General features: G+C 69.4%; 9 protein-coding genes and 1 riboswitch. Of the genes, 8 read left to right on the top strand and 1 reads right to left on the bottom strand.

The genetic code is table 11. The annotated features are described in order from the left end of the window. The 6 genes from VF139_18115 to VF139_18090 all read left to right on the top strand — a co-directional run. On the top strand, positions 1-707 hold a 707-nt coding region (locus VF139_18115; protein ID HEX6853318.1), incomplete at its 5' end, for a MotA/TolQ/ExbB proton channel family protein. Positions 708-712: 5 nt separating this feature from the next. Continuing rightward, positions 713-1195 carry a biopolymer transporter ExbD gene (locus VF139_18110; protein ID HEX6853317.1) on the top strand — a complete coding sequence of 161 codons (483 nt, stop codon included), beginning with the start codon at positions 713-715 and terminating at the stop codon, positions 1193-1195. After that, positions 1192-1689 carry a biopolymer transporter ExbD gene (locus VF139_18105; GenBank protein ID HEX6853316.1) on the top strand — a complete coding sequence of 166 codons (498 nt, stop codon included), beginning with the start codon at positions 1192-1194 and terminating at the stop codon, positions 1687-1689. Before VF139_18110 ends, VF139_18105 begins: the two co-directional genes overlap by 4 nt. A gap of 24 nt (positions 1690-1713) precedes the next feature. Further along, the gene (locus VF139_18100) at positions 1714-3231 is read left to right on the top strand and encodes an AgmX/PglI C-terminal domain-containing protein (GenBank protein HEX6853315.1); all 1518 of its coding nucleotides are present in this window, start codon (positions 1714-1716) and stop codon (positions 3229-3231) included. 55 nt (positions 3232-3286) lie between these two features. After that, positions 3287-3376, top strand: a riboswitch (cyclic di-GMP riboswitch). Between the two features lie 73 nt (positions 3377-3449). Then, positions 3450-8546, top strand: coding sequence for a hypothetical protein (locus VF139_18095; protein HEX6853314.1), 5097 nt, complete (start codon positions 3450-3452; stop codon positions 8544-8546). A gap of 5 nt (positions 8547-8551) precedes the next feature. Then, complete coding sequence (locus tag VF139_18090; GenBank protein ID HEX6853313.1) at positions 8552-13621, top strand: OmpA family protein; 5070 nt, start codon at positions 8552-8554, stop codon at positions 13619-13621. 2 nt (positions 13622-13623) lie between these two features. Here the strand turns inward: VF139_18090 and VF139_18085 are convergent, their stop codons facing one another. Then, positions 13624-14679 (bottom strand): putative sulfate exporter family transporter, encoded by a 1056-nt coding sequence (locus tag VF139_18085; protein ID HEX6853312.1) that lies wholly within the window; start codon positions 14677-14679, stop codon positions 13624-13626. 164 nt (positions 14680-14843) lie between these two features. Between VF139_18085 and VF139_18080 the strand changes: the two genes are divergently transcribed. Together VF139_18080 and katG are read left to right on the top strand one after the other, a co-directional pair. Continuing rightward, entirely contained in the window at positions 14844-15305 is a 462-nt protein-coding gene (locus tag VF139_18080; protein ID HEX6853311.1) for a Fur family transcriptional regulator, read from the top strand. Positions 15306-15355: 50 nt separating this feature from the next. Continuing rightward, positions 15356-17521 carry a catalase/peroxidase HPI gene (gene katG, locus VF139_18075; protein ID HEX6853310.1) on the top strand — a complete coding sequence of 722 codons (2166 nt, stop codon included), beginning with the start codon at positions 15356-15358 and terminating at the stop codon, positions 17519-17521. Positions 17522-17533: the final 12 nt, after the last annotated feature.

The raw sequence follows: 17533 nt of genomic DNA, 5'->3' as shown, positions 1-17533 counted from the left end.
ACGCAGCGCGCCCTAGCGAGCTGCGCGGTCACGGAACTTCTCAGGAGGACTCCGCAATGGAGCTCGTGCACGTGGTGGTGAGATTCTTCGAGGCGGGCGGCGCCTTCATGTATCCGATCCTGGTCGTCGCCGCGGTCGGCGCCGCGATCGCGATCGAGCGTTACGTCACGCTCACGCGCATCATCCGCAAGAACGAGGGCATGTGGAGCAAGCTCCAGCCCGCGCTCGCGAGCGGAGACTTCGACAAGGCGCGCGAGCTGACCAGCAAGGACGACTCCACCGTGTCGCGGCTGCTGGGCCTGGGGCTCGCGCGCCAGGGCGCGGTGCGGCGGCGCGAGGACATCGAGATCGCGATGGAAGAAGGGATGATGGAGATCATCCCGCAGCTCGAGAAGCGCACGGCCTACGTCGCGGTCGGCGCGAACATCGCCACGCTCCTCGGCCTGCTGGGTACCATCATCGGCCTCATCCAGGGCTTCACCGCGGTGGGCAACGCCAATCCCGCGGAGAAGGCCGACCTGCTGTCGGCCAGCATCTCGGTCGCGATGAACACGACGGCGTTCGGGCTGATCGTCGCGATCCCGCTGCTCGTGACGCACTCGGTGCTCACGGCCAAGACGGGCCAGATCGTGAACAGCCTCGAGATGGCCTCCGTGAAGGCCCTCAACGTGATCACCTCGCTGGCGAAGCGCCAGGTCACGGCGTAACGGGTATGGCGAGAGCACATCATTACCGCCTGCGCCAGAAGGCGGCGGCAGACCTCGACATGACGACCTTCATGAATCTGATGATGTGCCTCGTGCCGTTCCTGCTCAGCACGGCGGTCTTCTCGCGGATCACGATCGCCGAGCTCGATCTGCCGAGCGCGAAGGGCGAGGCGCCGACGAGCCCGACCTTCCGGGTCGAGGTCGTCGTCCGCGAGGCCGGGCTCGAGATCATGGACGGCTCGCAGGTGATCGCCGCGATTCCGAAGGTGGGCGGCTCGTACGACCTGCCGAAACTCTCGGAGTACCTCGTGGCGATCAAGGGCGAGTACCCGCAGAAGGACGACGCCTCGGTGCTTCTCGAGCCCGACATCGAATACGACCATCTCGTCCAGGTCATGGACACCGTGCGAAGCGTCCGGACGCGCGACGGCGGCCGGGCCGGCCGGGCCGACCTGTTCACGGCGATTTCCATAGGAGATGCGCCATGAAGACCTCGCGCCGCATCGCGCGCATGACGCGCAACCGGGGTGGCGTCCCGCAGCTGAGCCTGACGTCCCTGATGGACGTCTTCGTCACGCTGGTGTTCTTCCTCATCGTCAACTCGGCCACGAGCGAAGTGCTGCAGCAACCCAAGCAGATCACCCTGCCGGAGTCCGAGGTCGAGGCGAAGCCCCGCGAGACGGTCGTCATCTTCGTCAGCAGGGACGAGGTCCTCGTGCAGGGCGTGCCGGTCGCGCGCGTTGCGGACATCCAGGCCTCCGGGAACGCGGAGATCGAGCCGATCGGTGCGCGGCTCGCCGAGCTGAGCGCAAGCGTCATCGGCTTGAGCACGCAGGCCGTCGCCGCGAGCCAGGAGGTCACGGTTCTCGCGGACAAGTCGGTTCCCTTCAGCGTCCTGAAGAAGGTCTTGGCCACGTGTACGGCGCAGGGCTACACGCGAGTGTCGCTGGCCGTGGTCGAGAAGCCCGCGCAAACCACCTAAGACAGAGATGACCAGGTGCACGGCATGAAGTCTCAGGAAGAACAGGAACTGCGCACTCGGGTCGAGCAGGTGCGCGGCAGACTGCAGGGTCTGAACGCGGATCTGCGCGTCGTCGACGACGAGGTCGAGAGCCTGGCGCCTCGGCGGATCCAGCACGAGCTGCTGGATCAGGCCTGCGGCTCCCTCGAGAAACTCGGGGAGCTTGGCGTCGCCTCGCTCTTCTGGGGCGAGCGCCTCGAGCCCGCACGCGTCGCGGAGCAGCTGCGCGGGGCGCGCAGCCGCGTCGCCGCGTTCCAGGCCCAGCTCGCCGAGCTCGAGGAGCGACGCCGGGCGATCCTCGACGGCATCGGTCGCGAAGAGGAAAACCTCGAGATCCTCGGCGACGACCTCTACCAGGCCCGGGAGGACGAGGAGCGTCGAAAGCTCGAATGGGTCGTCGAGCGCGAGGCCGGTGCGGAGCCGGCCCGCACGATGGTGATGGCGTGGGCGCGCGGCGGCGAGGACGACCGGCGTTTCCGCAAGGCACTGGCCGCATCGCTCGTCGCGAGCGCGGTCCTCGGCGCCCTGCTCCCGATGATCGACCTGCCGCTCCCCAAGCGCTTCCGGCCGGACGACGTGCCCAGACGCCTCGCGCAACTCGTCCGTCAGGAGAAGGCGAAGGTGCTGCCGCCGCCGCCGGCGGTCGCGCAGAAGCCGCCGGAGCAGCAGAAACCGGGCGACGCGCCGAAACCGATCGAGCCGCGGGATTCCAGAGCGCCCGCCGCGCCCGCCTATGCCGCGGCGGATCCGCAGCCGGACAAGGCGCCGGGGCCCGTCGGCGAGGGAGATCCGCACCTTCCGGAGGGGCCGGCCTACGCCGAGGCGGAGCCTCAGGTGAAGGCGGGGAAACCCGGAATTCTCGCGTTCAAGGACAAGTTCGTGAGCCTGACCCAGGACAAGGTCGCGCCGCGCCTCGGAGTCCAGGCGCGGCTCAGCGATGCCCAGGACGCGCCGCAAGGGTCGTCGCGCTCCATGTTGACGACCCAGACGCCGGGCTCGAGCGGCGGCATCAACCTCGCCTCGTTGAGCCGGTCCGTGGGGAACGGCGGAGGCGGCGGCCCGGGTGCGCTGCACGGCAACGGTCGAGGCGGGGGCGGCGGAGGCGGAGGCGGCGGAGACGCGGCCCAGGGTCTCCCCGTGGGCCGCGCGACGAGCCCGATCGCGTCGATCGGCGGCGGCGAGCGGCCGCTGGCGCACGGCGGGCCCGGGCTCTCCCGCACCGACGAGGAGATCCAGATCGTCTTCGACCGCTACAAGGCGTCGTTCTACCGGCTCTACAACCGCGAGCTGCGCAAGGACCCCACGCTGCGCGGCCAGATGGTGTTGCGCCTGACGATCGAGCCGGACGGAAGCGTCTCGATGTGCGTGCTGCAGTCGACGGACATGAACGCGCCGGATCTCTCCGATCAGGTCGTGAATCGCGTCCGAACGATCAACTTCGGCGCCAAGGACGTGCAGGCCCTGACGATCGTCTACCCGATCGACTTCCTGCCGGCCGCGTGAGGCCGGAAGCGAGGATGGGGGATGCCGCGCATGTGATCCGTTGACCACGACGCGATTTTGACAAAGGCAAAGCCATCGAAAGGTGGCGACGCAAAGTCACCGGTCTAAAGGGCCCCCGGGGCCCCACGACGGCGGGACCGCCGAAATCCAGTCCGGGAAAAGGACTGCCTCGGTCCCCGCGTCGGCGATTGCGCTGGGTGAGTGGAGCGAGGGCGTACATGTTCAGCGATTCCATCGGTGCGAAGGCGGGCGGCGGGAGAACGATCCTCCTGCTGCTGCTCGTCGCCCTGTCGATCGGCGCGTCCTCGGAGGCGCTGGCGATCGACTGCGTCGCCGATGCCGGCGGCATCGTCGACGGCTTCGTCAATTACCCCGTCCCTCCCCCCCAGATCAACATCGACGGCAATTGCACGATCCGGAACTACCCCGCGTCGAATCCGCTCACCAGCAACATCAGCTGGGAGGGGAACAACCCCACGAGCTGGTTGCTCATCTTCGACAACGTCGTGCACACCGGCAACATGTCCTGCAACCTCCCCTCGCAGGGCAACAAGATCTGGTTCGTCAACAGCGCGTCCTCCTCGGTCCAGGCTCACTGCCTGAGCCTTCTGATCCCGGTCGAGAAGATCGACAAGCAGAACGTCCCGACCACGCGGACGACCGCCGCCATCGGCGTGCCGTTCACGTGGAAGCTCGTCATCCCGGTCCTGTTCGACCCGGCGACCGGCACCGTGATCGACGACCAGGGAAGTCTCAACGATCTGCACAGCATCACGGTCTGGGACGACCTCAACACCACGGGCGTCAATCTCAGCCTGGTCGGCTACAGCATCTACTGGGAGGATGACGGGACTCCCGTTCCGCACACCTTCACGGACGTCGGGGGATTTCTCACCTGGGACGACATCCCCGTCGTCGCCGCCGGGCGGCAGTTCGTCATCGATCTCACGGTCGTCCTCAACGACGACCCGGTCCTCAACACGCCCGGGACTTCGTTCGTCAACACGGCCCGGTGGGACTTCGGACGGCTCATCGACGACGTCTTCTACGAGCCCCTGCCCGGCGAGAACGGAGTCTCGCCGCCGCTGACGATCGCCGCGCCGGTGCTCGTCGCCGACAAGTCGGGCCCGGCGACGATGAACCTCGGGCAGTGGGGGACGTTCGCCCTCGACGTCCGGAACACCGGTCTGACCGACGCCTGGGACGTCGCGCTGCGCGACCTGCTCCCGGACGGCGCCACCGGCGGCATGTGCGACCTCACCCCCGAGATCCTGAGCGCGCGGGTCTTCGCGGCCGACGGCGTCACCCCGGTCCCGGGGAAGGGTCCGCTCCTCGCGGGCAGCGACTACACGGTGAGCTACTCCGCCGCGCCCGATTGCCGGCTCGACCTCACGATGCGGACGCCGGCGGCGGCGATCGGCCCGAACGAGCGGCTGATCGTCCGCTACCGGACCCAGCTCGACGACGACACGCAGGACGGCGTCGCGCTCACGAACGTCGCGGGCGCCATCCAGTGGTTCAACGGCGACGGCGGCAATCCCGACCGCGTGGCCACCAACAGGACGCTCACCAACGGCACGGTGGGGGTCGCCGACCACGAGGACGCGCACACCGTGACGGTGGCGCTGACGGGTTTCTTCTTCGAGAAGACCGCCGCGAACGTGACCACAGGGGTGAATCCCGCGACGACGGCGGCCCCCGGCGACACGCTGCGCTACACCCTGCGGTTCCGCACCACCGACCAGGCGATCCCCAATTTCCGGATCTTCGACGACCTGGGGGCGCTCAACCCGCAGCCGGCGTACGTGCCGGGCTCGCTCACGCTCGTCACGGTCCCGCCCGGGGCCGACACGAGCAACACGAGCGCGACGGGGGGCACCAACGGGACCGGCGTCCTCGACATCCGCAATCTGAGCCTGCCGGCCGGCAGCGAGTTGCTGGTCCAGTTCGACATCACGCTGGCGGGGAACCTCGCGAACGGCACGGTCGTCACGAACCAGTCGACGTCGCGCCTTCCGAGCGGCACGGTCGTCGCCCTCAGCGACGACCCGAACGTCAACGGCACGGCCGACCCGCTGGTCGCGGGGGACGAGGATCCGACGCGGGTGACGATCCAGGCGTCGCCCGCCTTCCGGATCCACAAGATCTCCACGGACCTGACCGGCGATCCGAACGTCCTGCTCGCCGGCGAGACGCTCCGCTACACGATCACGGTCAAGAACATCGGCAACGCCGATGCCGTAGGCGTCGTCCTTCGCGACGCGATCCCGGTGAACACGGCGTACGTCGCGGGGACCACGACCCTGAACGGCGCTCCGCTCGCGGACGTCGGCGGCACGTCCGCGCTCGTCAACGGGATTCCGATCCACTCGCCGGCCGATCCGACGCCGGGTTCGATGCCGGCCGACGCGTCGGCCGGAACGGCCAACGTCGCGACCGTCACGTTCGACGTCGTCGTGGATCCGAACGTCCTCGACGGGACCGTGATCTCGAACCAGGGCTTCGTCACGGCCGCCGCCGGCGGCGTCATCGATCAGCCGTCCGACGATCCGGACACGCCGCTGCCCAACGACCCGACGCGCGACGTCGTGGGCAACTACCCGTTGCTCTACGCCGCGAAGGTGGTCGCCCTGGCGGTGGACCTGGGCTCGCCGGGGGTCGTCGATCCGGGCGACGTCCTGCACTACACGATCACCGTCCAGAACTCGGGAACGATCCCCGCGACCGGCGTCGTCCTGACCGACGCGGTTCCGGCGAACACGACCTACGTCGCCGATTCGACCACGCGGAACGCGCAGCCGTTCGGCCGGCCGGACGGGGGCGTCGCCCCGCTCGCCTCGGGGATCGACCTCGGCACGATCGCGCCCGGGGCGACGGCCGTCGTCGCGTTCGACCTGCGCGTGGACCTCGGCACCCCCGACGGGACCCTGATCGTCAACCAGGCGGTGGTGGACACCGTCGAGCTTCCGGATCTGCTCACCGACAGCGACGGCAACCCCGCGAACGGCGCCCAGCCGACGGTCGTCGTCGTCGGCGCGGCCCAGCAGCTGACGATCACCAAGCAAGTCGTCGTGGTCGGCGGCGGCCCGGCCGTCCCCGGCGCGACGCTCGAATACCTGGTGACGGTCACGAACATCGCCGCCGTCCCGGCCCAGAACGTCGTCCTCACCGACGATCTGCCCGCCGGCCAGCTCGCCTACGTGCCCGGATCGGCCACGATGAACGGCTCGGCGTCGGGCGTCGGCGTCGCCGGAGCGTCGATCACCGCCGACTACGGCGCGGTCTACGGCCCGCTCGATCCCGGCGCGACCGTGACGCTGCGGTTCCGGGCCGTGCTCGACGCCGGCCTCGCGAACGGCACGGTGGTCACGAACACCGGCGTCGTCGCGTGGAACACCCCGACGCTCACGGCGAGCGCCAGCGTCTCGATCACCGTCGGCGGAATCCCCGGCGTCGCCATCCTCAACGGGTCGGTCTGGCACGACGCGGACTTCGACGACGCCCAGGACACCGGCGAGCGGGCGTTGGCGGGCTGGTCGGTGGACCTCTATCGCGGCGGTCAGCTGCTCCATACGTCGCTGACCGATGCCGGCGGCGCCTACCGGATCATCAACGTCGAGCCGAACGACGCGGCCACCCCCTACGTGCTGCGGTTCCGGGCCCCCGGCGCGGGGCCGAACACCGCGATGCTGGGGCGCGCCGCGTCGCCGTTCACGAACTTGCCGCAGCGGATCGACGGCGTCGTCGTGGCGTCCGGGGCCAACCTCCAGGGACTCGACCTGCCGATCGATCCGAACGGCGTCGTCTACAACTCGGTCGCGCGCGTCCCGATCGCCGGAGCGACCCTCACCCTGCTGAACGCCGCCGGCGCCTCGCCCCTCCCGGAGAACTGCTTCGACGACGCGGCCCAGCAGGGGCAGGTCACGCTCGCGGACGGTTACTACAAGTTCGACCTCAACTTCGGCGACCCGGCCTGCCCGAGCGGCGGGGACTACGTCATCGGCGTGACGGCGCCCCCGGGGACGACCTACCTCGCGGGTTATTCCCAGATCATCCCGCCGACCTCCGACGCGACGACCGCGGCGTTCTCGGTGCCGGCCTGCCCGGGAACCGTCGACGACGCCCTGCCGGGCACCGCCCTGTTCTGCGAGGTGCAGCCCACGGAGTTCGCGCCGGCGGCCTCGGTTCCGGCACGCAGCGCGGGCACGGTCTACCGCGTCCACCTGATGCTGGACGGCAGCCAGGCCCCCGGCACGAGCCAGATCTTCAACAACCACATCCCGCTCGATCCGCAACTGAACGGCTCGGTCGGGATCTCCAAGACGACGCCGCTGCGGAACGTGACCCGCGGGCAGCAGGTCCCGTACGTGATCACCGTCAACAACGCCGCCGGGCTGCTGCTCACCGACGTGAGCCTTTTGGATCGCTTCCCGGCTGGATTCACCTACGTCGAGGGCTCCGCCGTCCTCGACGGGGTGCCGACCGAGCCGTCGGTCGCGGGACGCGAGCTGCGCTGGGACGGCCTCGTCCTCGCGGGTACCGAGGTGCGCACGGTGAAGCTGCTGCTCGCCGTGGGCGCGGGCGTGGGCGAGGGCGAGTTCGTGAACCGCGCGCAGGTGGTGCAGGGCGCGACCGGCAATGCGATGTCCGGCGAAGCGACCGCCGCCGTGCGCGTGGTGCCCGATCCCACGTTCGACTGCACCGACGTGACCGGGAAGGTCTTCAACGACGTCGATCGCGACGGGCTGCAGGACGACGGCGAGGACGGCCTGCCCGGCGTGCGCGTGGTGACCGCTCGCGGTCTGCAGGCGACGACGGATCCGTACGGCCGGTACCACATCACCTGCGCGATCACGCCGCACGAGAGCCGCGGCAGCAACTTCGTGCTGAAGCTCGACGACCGGACCCTGCCGAGCGGCTTCCGGATGTCGACCGACCAGGTGCAGGTCCGGCGCGCCACGCGCGGCAAGGCCCTGAAGATCAACTTCGGCGCGTCGATCCACCGCGTGGTCGCCATCGACCTCTCCGATGCGGTCTTCGAGCCGGACACGACCGAGATCCGCGTCCAGTGGCGGCCGCGTCTCGATCTCCTTCTCGGGGAGCTTCGCAAGGCGCCGGCGGTCCTGCGCCTCTCCTACGTCGCCGACACGGAGGAGTCGGCGCTGGTCGACGCGCGCGTGGCGGCGGTTCGGCAGCAGCTGACCGAAGCCTGGGCCGAGGCCGGCGGCTACCGCCTCACGATCGAGGCCGAGGTCTTCTGGCGCCGCGGCGCCCCGCCCGGGAAACCCGACGTGCCCGTGCAGGAAGGCAGGTGAGCGGCATGAGCAAGCACCGCCATCTGCTGCTGATCCTCGGACTCCTGACGACCGCCGCGGCGAGCGCCGAGCCGGTCGACGAGGCCGCGCCGGGCGAGCCGGTCGAGCGGCACCTGTCCGGCGACCAGACGTTCCGGCGATGGTCGCAGGACCCCGATCTGCTCGATCTCGAGCGGGGCGATCGGCTGGAGGTCCGGCAGGTCGAGGGCCAGAAGCTCGAGACCGTCAAGCTGAAGAACGTCGTTCCGCCCATCCGTTTCGAATCGGGTGTGGCGGAGATTCCGCCCGGCCACGTCGAAAAGCTCGCCAAGCTCCTCGAGGGCATGCGGCAGCGCAGGAACGTCCGCGTCCACTTCGTCGGCCACGCGGACTCCCAACGCCTTTCCGAGGGGCTGGTGCGCGTCTTCGGGGACAACGCGGGCCTCTCCCGGGAACGTGCCGGCGAGGTGGCCGAGTACTTCAAGACGGCGCTCGGTCTGCCCCCCGAGGCCATCACCTACGAGTGGGCCGGCGACACGCAGCCCGTGGCCTCGAACCTGACCGAGGAGGGCCGCGCCCAGAACCGACGCGTCGAGGTGGAGGTCTGGTACGACGAGCCGCGGAAGGACCTCCGGGACGAGGAGGTCGTCGTCGCCGAAGACATCAAGCGCATCAAGGTCTGCCGGATGGAGACCGTCTGCAAGCTGAAGTACAGGGAAGGTCATGCGCGGCGTTCGCGCGTCAAGAACCTCGTCGTACCGCTGCATTACGAGGACGAGACCACCCCCGTCTCCGAGGACTTCGCCCGACAGGTCCGGCAGGCGCTCCACAACCTGGGGGACAAGCAGCGGGTGACGGTCCGGTTCATCGGCCACACCGACGACGCGCCGCTGACCGACCGCGACGAGCGCATCTACGGCGACCACCTGGCCTTGTCGAAGGCGAGGGCGCTCCGCGTCGCCCTGGCGATGCAGGAGACCCTGGGACTTCCGAGCGCGGCGATCGAAAGCGACGGGCGCGGCGCCTCGCAGCCGCTCGCCTCCAACGACACCGCGCAGGGACGGACGCTGAATCGCCGGGTCGAGGTGGAGTTCTGGCACGACGACGCGCTCCAGGAGCTCCCGGAAGAGCCGCAGCTTTGTCCCGGCGACGCCGGCGACGAGATGGTGACGAAGGTCTACGACCCCCCCTGGGGCACCATCCCCACGCTCGAGCTCGCCGACGGCCGGCCGGTCCTTCCTCCCGGTTACGCCGCGGTCCTGAATCGCGCGCTGACCGACATCTCCGGTCGGACCAATGCGCGGCTGCGGTTCATCGGCTACACGAAGAACGAGCGCCTCGACCGCCGCACCGCGTCCGTGTACGGCGACGACATCGGACTGTCCGCCGCGCGGGCGCGCCGCACCATGGACGCCCTCAAGCAGGATCCCGCGTTGTCGAACGCCCGGGCGGAGCACGAGGGGCGCGGCTACGTGCAGTCCGACGACGTCGTGAACGTCGGCTTCACCCAGGGCGAGAGGTCGTTCGTGCGCGTGCAGGCCGTGTACGACGAACCGATGCCGCTCGACGATTACGAGGGCGTGGACATCACGCCCATCACCCGGGAGCTGCGTCCGAAAAGCGCCTACGAGCTCAACGTGATGCGCATCACCGTGGACGGCAAACCGATCGACGATCCGGGCCGCACCTCCTCCGACGTCCAGCGCTGCACCGACGTCGCGCTCGACGACGCCAGGATCCAGTTCCGCTTCGACAATCTCGAATCCCGGCCGCGGCTCGGCGTCGCGGCGCATCCGGCCGCCGTGGCGGTGAGCCGCACGGAGCACGGTCCCGTCGCCCCGGTCGTGCGTTTCCGGACGTACGACAACTACGCGAGCTTCATCGAGCGGGCCGAGATCCGGATCTTCGAGCAGGAGCAGTCGCTGCAGGACGCGCCGCTCGCGATCGTCGCGGTCGACGCCGCCGGCCGGGCGGAGTGGCAACCGGCCGCGGAGTTGCTCGCGGACCCGGCGCGCGAGCTCAAGTACGTGTTGCGCGCCTACGACGCGAAGGACCATTTCGACGAGACGGAGGCGCGGCCGCTGTGGCTGTACCCCGAGCCGTCCCCCGAGGTCGCGACGTCCGGCGCCTCCGCGACCGAGCCGCCGCACGACCTGCTCGCCGTTTACGGCGAAAGCGCGCTGGCGCGCCGTCAGATCCCCCTCGACGGTGGCACGGTGAAGGTCCGGGGCAGCGGCATCCCCGCGGGCCACACGGTCTGGGTGGCGGGCCGGCCGGTGCCGGTCGATCCGCAGGGCAACTTCGCCGCGGAGGAGATCCTCCCCGCCGGCGCGCACACGGTCGAAGTCGCCGTGCTCGACGAGGCGGGCAACGGGTCGCTGTACCTGCGCGACCTGGAGTTCAAGCGCAGGGACCTGTTCTACGTCGGCCTCGCCGACGTCACGCTCTCCGAGAACCGCGCGAACGGGCCGGTGGAGCTGCTGCAGGGCGAGGATGCGCCGCAGCCGTACGATTCCACGCTCGACGGCCGGCTGGCGTTCTACCTGAACGGCAAGATCAGCGAGCACTGGCGTTTGACGGCGAGCGCGGATACCCGCGAAGGCCCGATCGAGGACCTGTTCAGCAACTTCCTGGACAAGTCTCCCGACTCGCTGTTCCGGCGCATCGATCCGGACACCTATTACCCGACGTTCGGCGACGACGGCGTCGTGGAGGAGATGGCGCCGACCCAGGGCAAGTTCTACGTCAAGGCCAGCCGCGGCGCGAACTACGCGATGTGGGGCAATTTCAAGATCGACTTCACGGGCAACGAGCTCGCCCAGGTCGATCGCGGCCTGTACGGAGCCAACGCGCACTACGGGTCCGAGGCCACCACCGGCTTCGGCGCGCCGCGCGCCGCCGTGGACGGGTTCGCCGCCGACCCCGGAACGATGCCCAGCTACGAGGAGTTCCGGGGAACGGGAGGATCGCTCTACTTCCTGCGCCACCAGGACGTCCTGACGGGCTCCGAGCGCGTGCGCATCGAGATCCGCGACAAGGACTCGCGCATCGTCACCGGGGTGGTCAACCTGCGGCCGGGCATGGACTACGACATCGACTACCTGCAGGGCCGGCTGCTCCTCACCGAACCGCTCTCGTCGACCGCCGACGACAACCTGCTCGTGCGCAGCAGCGGCCTGAGCGGCGACGAGGCGTACCTCGTGGCGCGTTACGAGTACACGCCGGGCTTCGACGAGCTCGATGCGGTCGCCGTCGGCGGCCAGGGCCATTACTGGTTCAACGACCACGTGCGGGTCGGCGTGACCGCCAACTCCAACGACGAAGGGGACGCCGACAGCAACCTCGCCGCCGCGGACCTGACGCTGCGCATGAGCGCCGACTCCTGGTTCAAGGTGCAGGCGGGCCGGAGCGAAGGTCTCGTCTCCAGCGCGCTGCGTTCGGACGACGGCGGGTTCGGGTTCCAGGGTCCCGACGACCTTTCGTTCACCGACGCGGAAGCCGCGGCCTATCGCGCCGACCTGAGCGTCGGACTCGGCGACGTCTTCGAGGGCCGCGACGGCCGCGTCACCCTGTACGTGCAGAACCGGGACGCCGGCTACTCGGCGCCGGGGCAGGCGACGATCAAGGACACCGAGCAATACGGCGGCACGTTCCGGATGCCCGTGACCAAGCGCCTGAGCGTGGCGGCCAAGGGCGATCAGAAGACCGAAGATCAGGGGCTCGAGACCCGGGCGATCGAAGTGGATGCCCGATTCAAGGTGACCGAAACGTGGAGCGTCAGCGCCGGGGTGAGGAACGACCTGCGCGAGGACCGTTCGCCGGTCGTTCCCGCGACTCAGGAGCAGGGTGAGCGCACGGACGCGGTCGCGCAGGTCCTGTTCGACCCCGGCGCCAAGTGGCGCGCCTACGGTTTCGTGCAGGAGACGGTCGCGTCGGACGAGGGCCGTCCGGACAACGGCCGCATCGGCGTGGGCGGCTCGTATCGCCTGACGCATCGCTTCCGGATCGATGCGGAGGCATCCGACGGGGACCTCGGAGCCGGCGGCCGGATCGGAACCAGTTTTCTCCAATCGGAGCGGACGAGCCTCTACCTCAACTATTCGCTGGAGAACGAGCGGACGGACAACGGCCTGAACGTCCGAAGGGGCAACCTGGTCTCCGGCGTGAAGCGGAGGCTTTCCGACAGCTCCAGCGTCTACCTGGAGGAGCGGTACCAGAACGGCGGGTCGGTGAGCGGCCTCACGCACGCCACCGGAATCCGGCTCGTGGCCAGGGAACGCTGGAACGTCGGAGGCAGCGCGGAGTTCGGCACGCTGAGCGATTCGCAGACCGGCGCCGAGACCGATCGCAAGGCGATCGGAGTCCGTCTGGGCTACGGCGCGGAGTCGATCCAGTTCTCGACCGCGATCGAGTACCGCCGCGACGACGCGGAGCAGCTCGACACGACGCGCACCGAGAGGACCGCGTGGTTGTTCCGCAACAACGTCAAGATCCAGCTGACGCCGGACTGGCGCGTCGTCGGCAAGCTGAACCACTCGGTCAGCGACAGCTCGCTCGGCGAGTTCCATGACGGCGGCTACACCGAGTTCGTGGTCGGCTACGCCTACCGCCCCGTGCGCAACGACCGGCTGAACGCGCTGGCCAAGTACACGTACTTCTACAACGTCCCGACCACCGACCAGGTGGGCGTGCAGAACACGGCCGTCGGGTTCATTCAGAAAAGCCACGTCGCGGCGCTCGATCTCACCTACGACGTCACCGCCGATTGGTCGATCGGCGGCAAGGTCGCCTACCGCCTGGGACAGGTGAGCCTCGATCGCGAGGATCGGCGGTTCTTCGACAATGCCGCGCAGCTCGCGGTGCTGCGCGCGGACTGGCGCTTCCGCAAGGGCTGGGAGAGCCTGGCCGAAGTGCGCATGCTCGACCTGCCGGATGTCCGTCAACGCCGCAGCGGCGCGCTGGTCGCGGTCTACCGTTACTTCGGCGAGCACCTGAAGGCCGGCGTCGGTTACAACTTCACGGACTTCTCCGACGACCTGACCGATCTGAGCTACGACCACCAGGGCGCGTTCGTCAATCTCATCGGGACCTGGTAGGGCTATCCGACCGGCCCGACGAAACGAATCCAGGCGTAGCTCGCGACGGAGGTCACGACGGCGGCGGCGAGGCCGACCCACAGCGGGAGCAGGCCCGTCCGTCGCATCGCGTCGATCCGGGTGCCGAGGCCGACCCCGGCGAGGGCGAGGAGGATGAGCGAGCGGGCGGTCCACCGGATCGCCTGCGGAACGTCGGTCCCCAGCGCTCCGGTCAGCCACGTGAACAGGCCCAGCGTGTTCAGGGTGGCCACGACGAGGAACCCGACCACGAACCAGGGCACCGACTGCCGGAGGCGGGTCCCGAGGCCCTCGCCGCGGCTCGCGCGCCCGTGGAGGAACCCCATCACGACGATCACGACGCCCATGAGCGCGTTGCGGGTCAGCTTGACCACGGTGGCGACCTGCCCGGCCGCGTCGCTGTAGGCGAACCCCGCCGCCACGACCTGCGAGGTGTCGTTCACCGCGGTCCCCGCCCAGGTCCCGAACGCGGAATCCCCGAGCCCCAACGCGTGCCCGATCAGCGGATAGGCGAAGACCGCGAGGGTTCCGAAGAGCGTGTTCGTGGCGATGGCGTACGCGACGTCCTCGTCCCTGGCGCCGATCGCCGGCGCGGTGGCGCTGATGGCCGAGTTCCCGCACACCGCCGTCCCGACGCCGATGAGGGACGCCAGCTTCGCGGGGACTCCGAGGCGCCGCCCCAGGAGGTGCGTCGTCGCCAGCGCGAGAACCATGAGCAGGACGATGAGCGCCAGCGCCTTCACGCCGATGGCGAGGGCGGCGACGAACGACAGGCCGGCGCCGAGCAGGACGATCGCCAGCCGGAGCACCGTCTCGAAGGCGAACCGGATTCCGGGAACCGTCGCCGCCGGGAGCCGGAACGCGTTCCCGAGGGCCAGTCCCGCAAGCACCGCGAAGAAAACCTCGCCGAGGACCCTGCCGACGGACTCCGGCAGGGCGGCGTGGAGGAGGCGCGCCGCGACGGCCACCGCCGCGACGACACCCAGTCCGGGCAGCACGTCGCCGAGCCTCGGTCCGGACCCGGGCGCCTCGTCACTCACGCAGAAAACCCCTCCCGGCGGGTCCCCGGACGAGGGGACTCTCGAGCCGCGGGAGTTTGTCACCGGTCGGATGCGACATCAACGGAAGATCCCAGGAAGGTCCCGGCCTTACTTTGATATTGTCAAACACTCGTGCTAGCGTGGGGTCGGACACGGGAGCCGGGATGCCGAGGAAGACGACCCACGCCGAGCTCGACGCCGCGGAGCGGCTGCGCGCGGCGGGGCTTCGGTCGACCCGGCCCCGAACGCTGGTCTACGCCGTGCTGCGCGAGGTCGGAGGCCACCGCTCGGTCGACGACGTGGTGGACCTTCTCGAAAAGCGCGGCCATTCGATCCCGCGCATGACGATCTACAACGTCATGGCCGACCTGACCGGGGCGTCGCTCGTCATGCCCGCCGACACCGGCCCGGGAAAGGCCCTCTACGAGGCCAGCGACGTCTGGCACCACCACTTCGTCTGCCGCGGCTGCGGCGGGATCGAGGACGTCCCCTGCTGGAAGGGTCGCAAGCCGTGTCTGCGGCCCCCGGTGGGACCGTCCGGAAGCATCATCGACGAAGCGCAGGTGATCTTCCGCGGCCTGTGCGCGGAATGTGCGAAATCGTCGGCGAAAGGAAAACGCTCCTGAAGGCGAGCGAGTCTGACTCAGGAAGTCGACCGGAGACGATGGGAGGAAGCATGTCGAGCGAAAGCAAGTGTCCGATGTCGGGGGGCCTGCGCGGCACGGCCGGCGGGGCGAAGTCGAACCAGGACTGGTGGCCGAACCGGCTCAACCTGAAGATCCTCCACCAGAACCCGCCCGCGGGCGATCCGATGGGCGAGGCCTTCAAGTACGCCGAGGAGTTCGAGAAGCTCGACCTCGCCGCGCTGAAGAAGGACATCGAGAAGGTCATGACCACCTCGCAGGACTGGTGGCCCGCCGATTACGGCCACTACGGTCCGCTGTTCATCCGGATGGCGTGGCACAGCGCCGGCACGTACCGCATTCACGACGGGCGCGGCGGAGCGGGGAACGGCACGCAGCGCTTCGCGCCCCTGAGCGCCTGGCCCGACAACGTGAACCTCGACAAGGCGCGCCGGCTGCTCTGGCCGGTCAAGCAGAAGTACGGCAAGAAGATCTCGTGGGCCGACCTGATGGTCCTCGCCGGCAACTGCGCGCTCGAGTCGATGGGATTCAAGACCTTCGGCTTCGGCGGCGGGCGCGAGGACGTCTGGGAGCCCGAGCAGGACGTCTACTGGGGGCCCGAGGGGACGTGGCTCGCCGACGAGCGCTACTCCGGCGACCGGGACCTCGAAAACCCCCTGGGCGCCGTGCAGATGGGGCTGATCTACGTCAACCCGCAGGGTCCGAACGGGAATCCCGATCCGATCGCGGCCGCGCGCGACATCCGCGAGACGTTCCGCCGGATGGCGATGAACGACGAGGAGACGGTGGCGTTGATCGCCGGCGGGCACACCTTCGGCAAGACCCACGGCGCGGGCCCCGAGTCCCACGTCGGGCCGGATCCCGAGGCGGCGCCGATCGAGGCCCAGGGGCTGGGCTGGAAAAGCACCTTCGGCTCCGGGAAGGGCGGGGACACCATCACCAGCGGCATCGAGGTCACCTGGACGACGACCCCGACGAAGTGGAGCAACAACTACTTCGAGAACCTGTTCGGCTACGAATGGGAGCTCACCAAGAGCCCGGCGGGGGCGCACCAGTGGGTCGCCAAGGGGGCGCCGGCCGTCATTCCCGATGCCCACGATCCGTCCAAGCGTCACGTTCCCACGATGCTGACGACCGACCTTTCCCTGCGGTTCGACCCGGCCTACGAGAAGATCTCGCGGCGTTTCTACGAGCACCCGGACCAGTTCGCGGAGGCCTTCGCCAAGGCCTGGTTCAAGCTCACCCACCGCGACATGGGACCGATTTCGCGTTACCTGGGCCCGGAGGTTCCGAAAGAGCCGCAGATCTGGCAGGACCCGGTGCCCCCGGCCACGCTTCCGTCGCTCGGCGACAAGGACATCGCCGAGCTCAAGGCGAAGATCCTCGCGTCGGGGCTGTCCGTCTCCCAACTCGTCTTCACCGCCTGGGCGTCCGCCGCGACCTTCCGCGGCACCGACAAGCGCGGCGGCGCCAACGGCGCGCGCATCCGCCTCGCGCCCCAGAAGGACTGGGAGGTCAACGATCCGGTGCTGCTGGCGAAGGCACTGGAGGCCCTCGGGAAGATCCAGAAGGAATCCGGGAAGATCTCGCTCGCCGACCTGATCGTCCTGGGCGGCTGCGCGGCGGTCGAGAAGGCCGCGAAGGCCGCCGGCGTCGACGTGAACGTCCCGTTCTCGCCCGGGCGGACGGACGCGACGCAGGAGATGACCGACGTCGAGTCGTTCGCCGTGCTCGAGCCGACGGCGGACGGGTTCCGCAACTACTACGGCAAGTCGAACACGCTGCCGGCGGAGCACCTGCTCGTCGAGCGCGCCCGGATGCTGACGCTGAGCGCGCCCGAGATGACCGTGCTCGTCGGCGGCCTGCGCGCCCTCAACGCGAACACCGGGCGCTCCGACCTCGGCGTCTTCACGAAGCGACCCGAGACGCTGACGAACGACTTCTTCGTGAACCTGCTCGACATGGACCTCGAGTGGAAGGTGTCGGCGCGGTGCGCGCACTTCTACGAGGGTCGCGATCGGAGAAGCGGCGAGGTGAAGTGGACCGGCACGGCGGTCGACCTCGTCTTCGGCTCGAACTCGGAGCTGCGCGCCCTCGCGGAGGTCTACGCCTGCGACGACGCGAAGCAGAAGTTCGTGCGCGATTTCGCGGCGGCGTGGACGAAGGTGATGAACCTCGACCGGTTCGACCTGGCCTGATCTCGAACGAAG

This window comes from Candidatus Polarisedimenticolaceae bacterium, from assembly GCA_036376135.1.
Taxonomy (GTDB): domain Bacteria; phylum Acidobacteriota; class Polarisedimenticolia; order Polarisedimenticolales; family DASRJG01; genus DASVAW01.
Note: the sequence above shows the minus strand (reverse complement) of the source record. Positions and strands in the feature narration are given on the sequence as shown.

What these genes read in the sequence shown, in the direction of transcription:
- VF139_18100 (HEX6853315.1), top strand. Translation starts at nt 1,714, where the DNA reads ATGAAGTCTCAGGAAGAACAGGAACTGCGCACTCGGGTCGAGCAGGTG.
- VF139_18080 (HEX6853311.1), top strand. Translation starts at nt 14,844, where the DNA reads ATGCCGAGGAAGACGACCCACGCCGAGCTCGACGCCGCGGAGCGGCTG.
- VF139_18090 (HEX6853313.1), top strand. Translation starts at nt 8,552, where the DNA reads ATGAGCAAGCACCGCCATCTGCTGCTGATCCTCGGACTCCTGACGACC.
- VF139_18095 (HEX6853314.1), top strand. Translation starts at nt 3,450, where the DNA reads ATGTTCAGCGATTCCATCGGTGCGAAGGCGGGCGGCGGGAGAACGATC.
- VF139_18110 (HEX6853317.1), top strand. Translation starts at nt 713, where the DNA reads ATGGCGAGAGCACATCATTACCGCCTGCGCCAGAAGGCGGCGGCAGAC.
- katG (HEX6853310.1), top strand. Translation starts at nt 15,356, where the DNA reads ATGTCGAGCGAAAGCAAGTGTCCGATGTCGGGGGGCCTGCGCGGCACG.
- VF139_18105 (HEX6853316.1), top strand. Translation starts at nt 1,192, where the DNA reads ATGAAGACCTCGCGCCGCATCGCGCGCATGACGCGCAACCGGGGTGGC.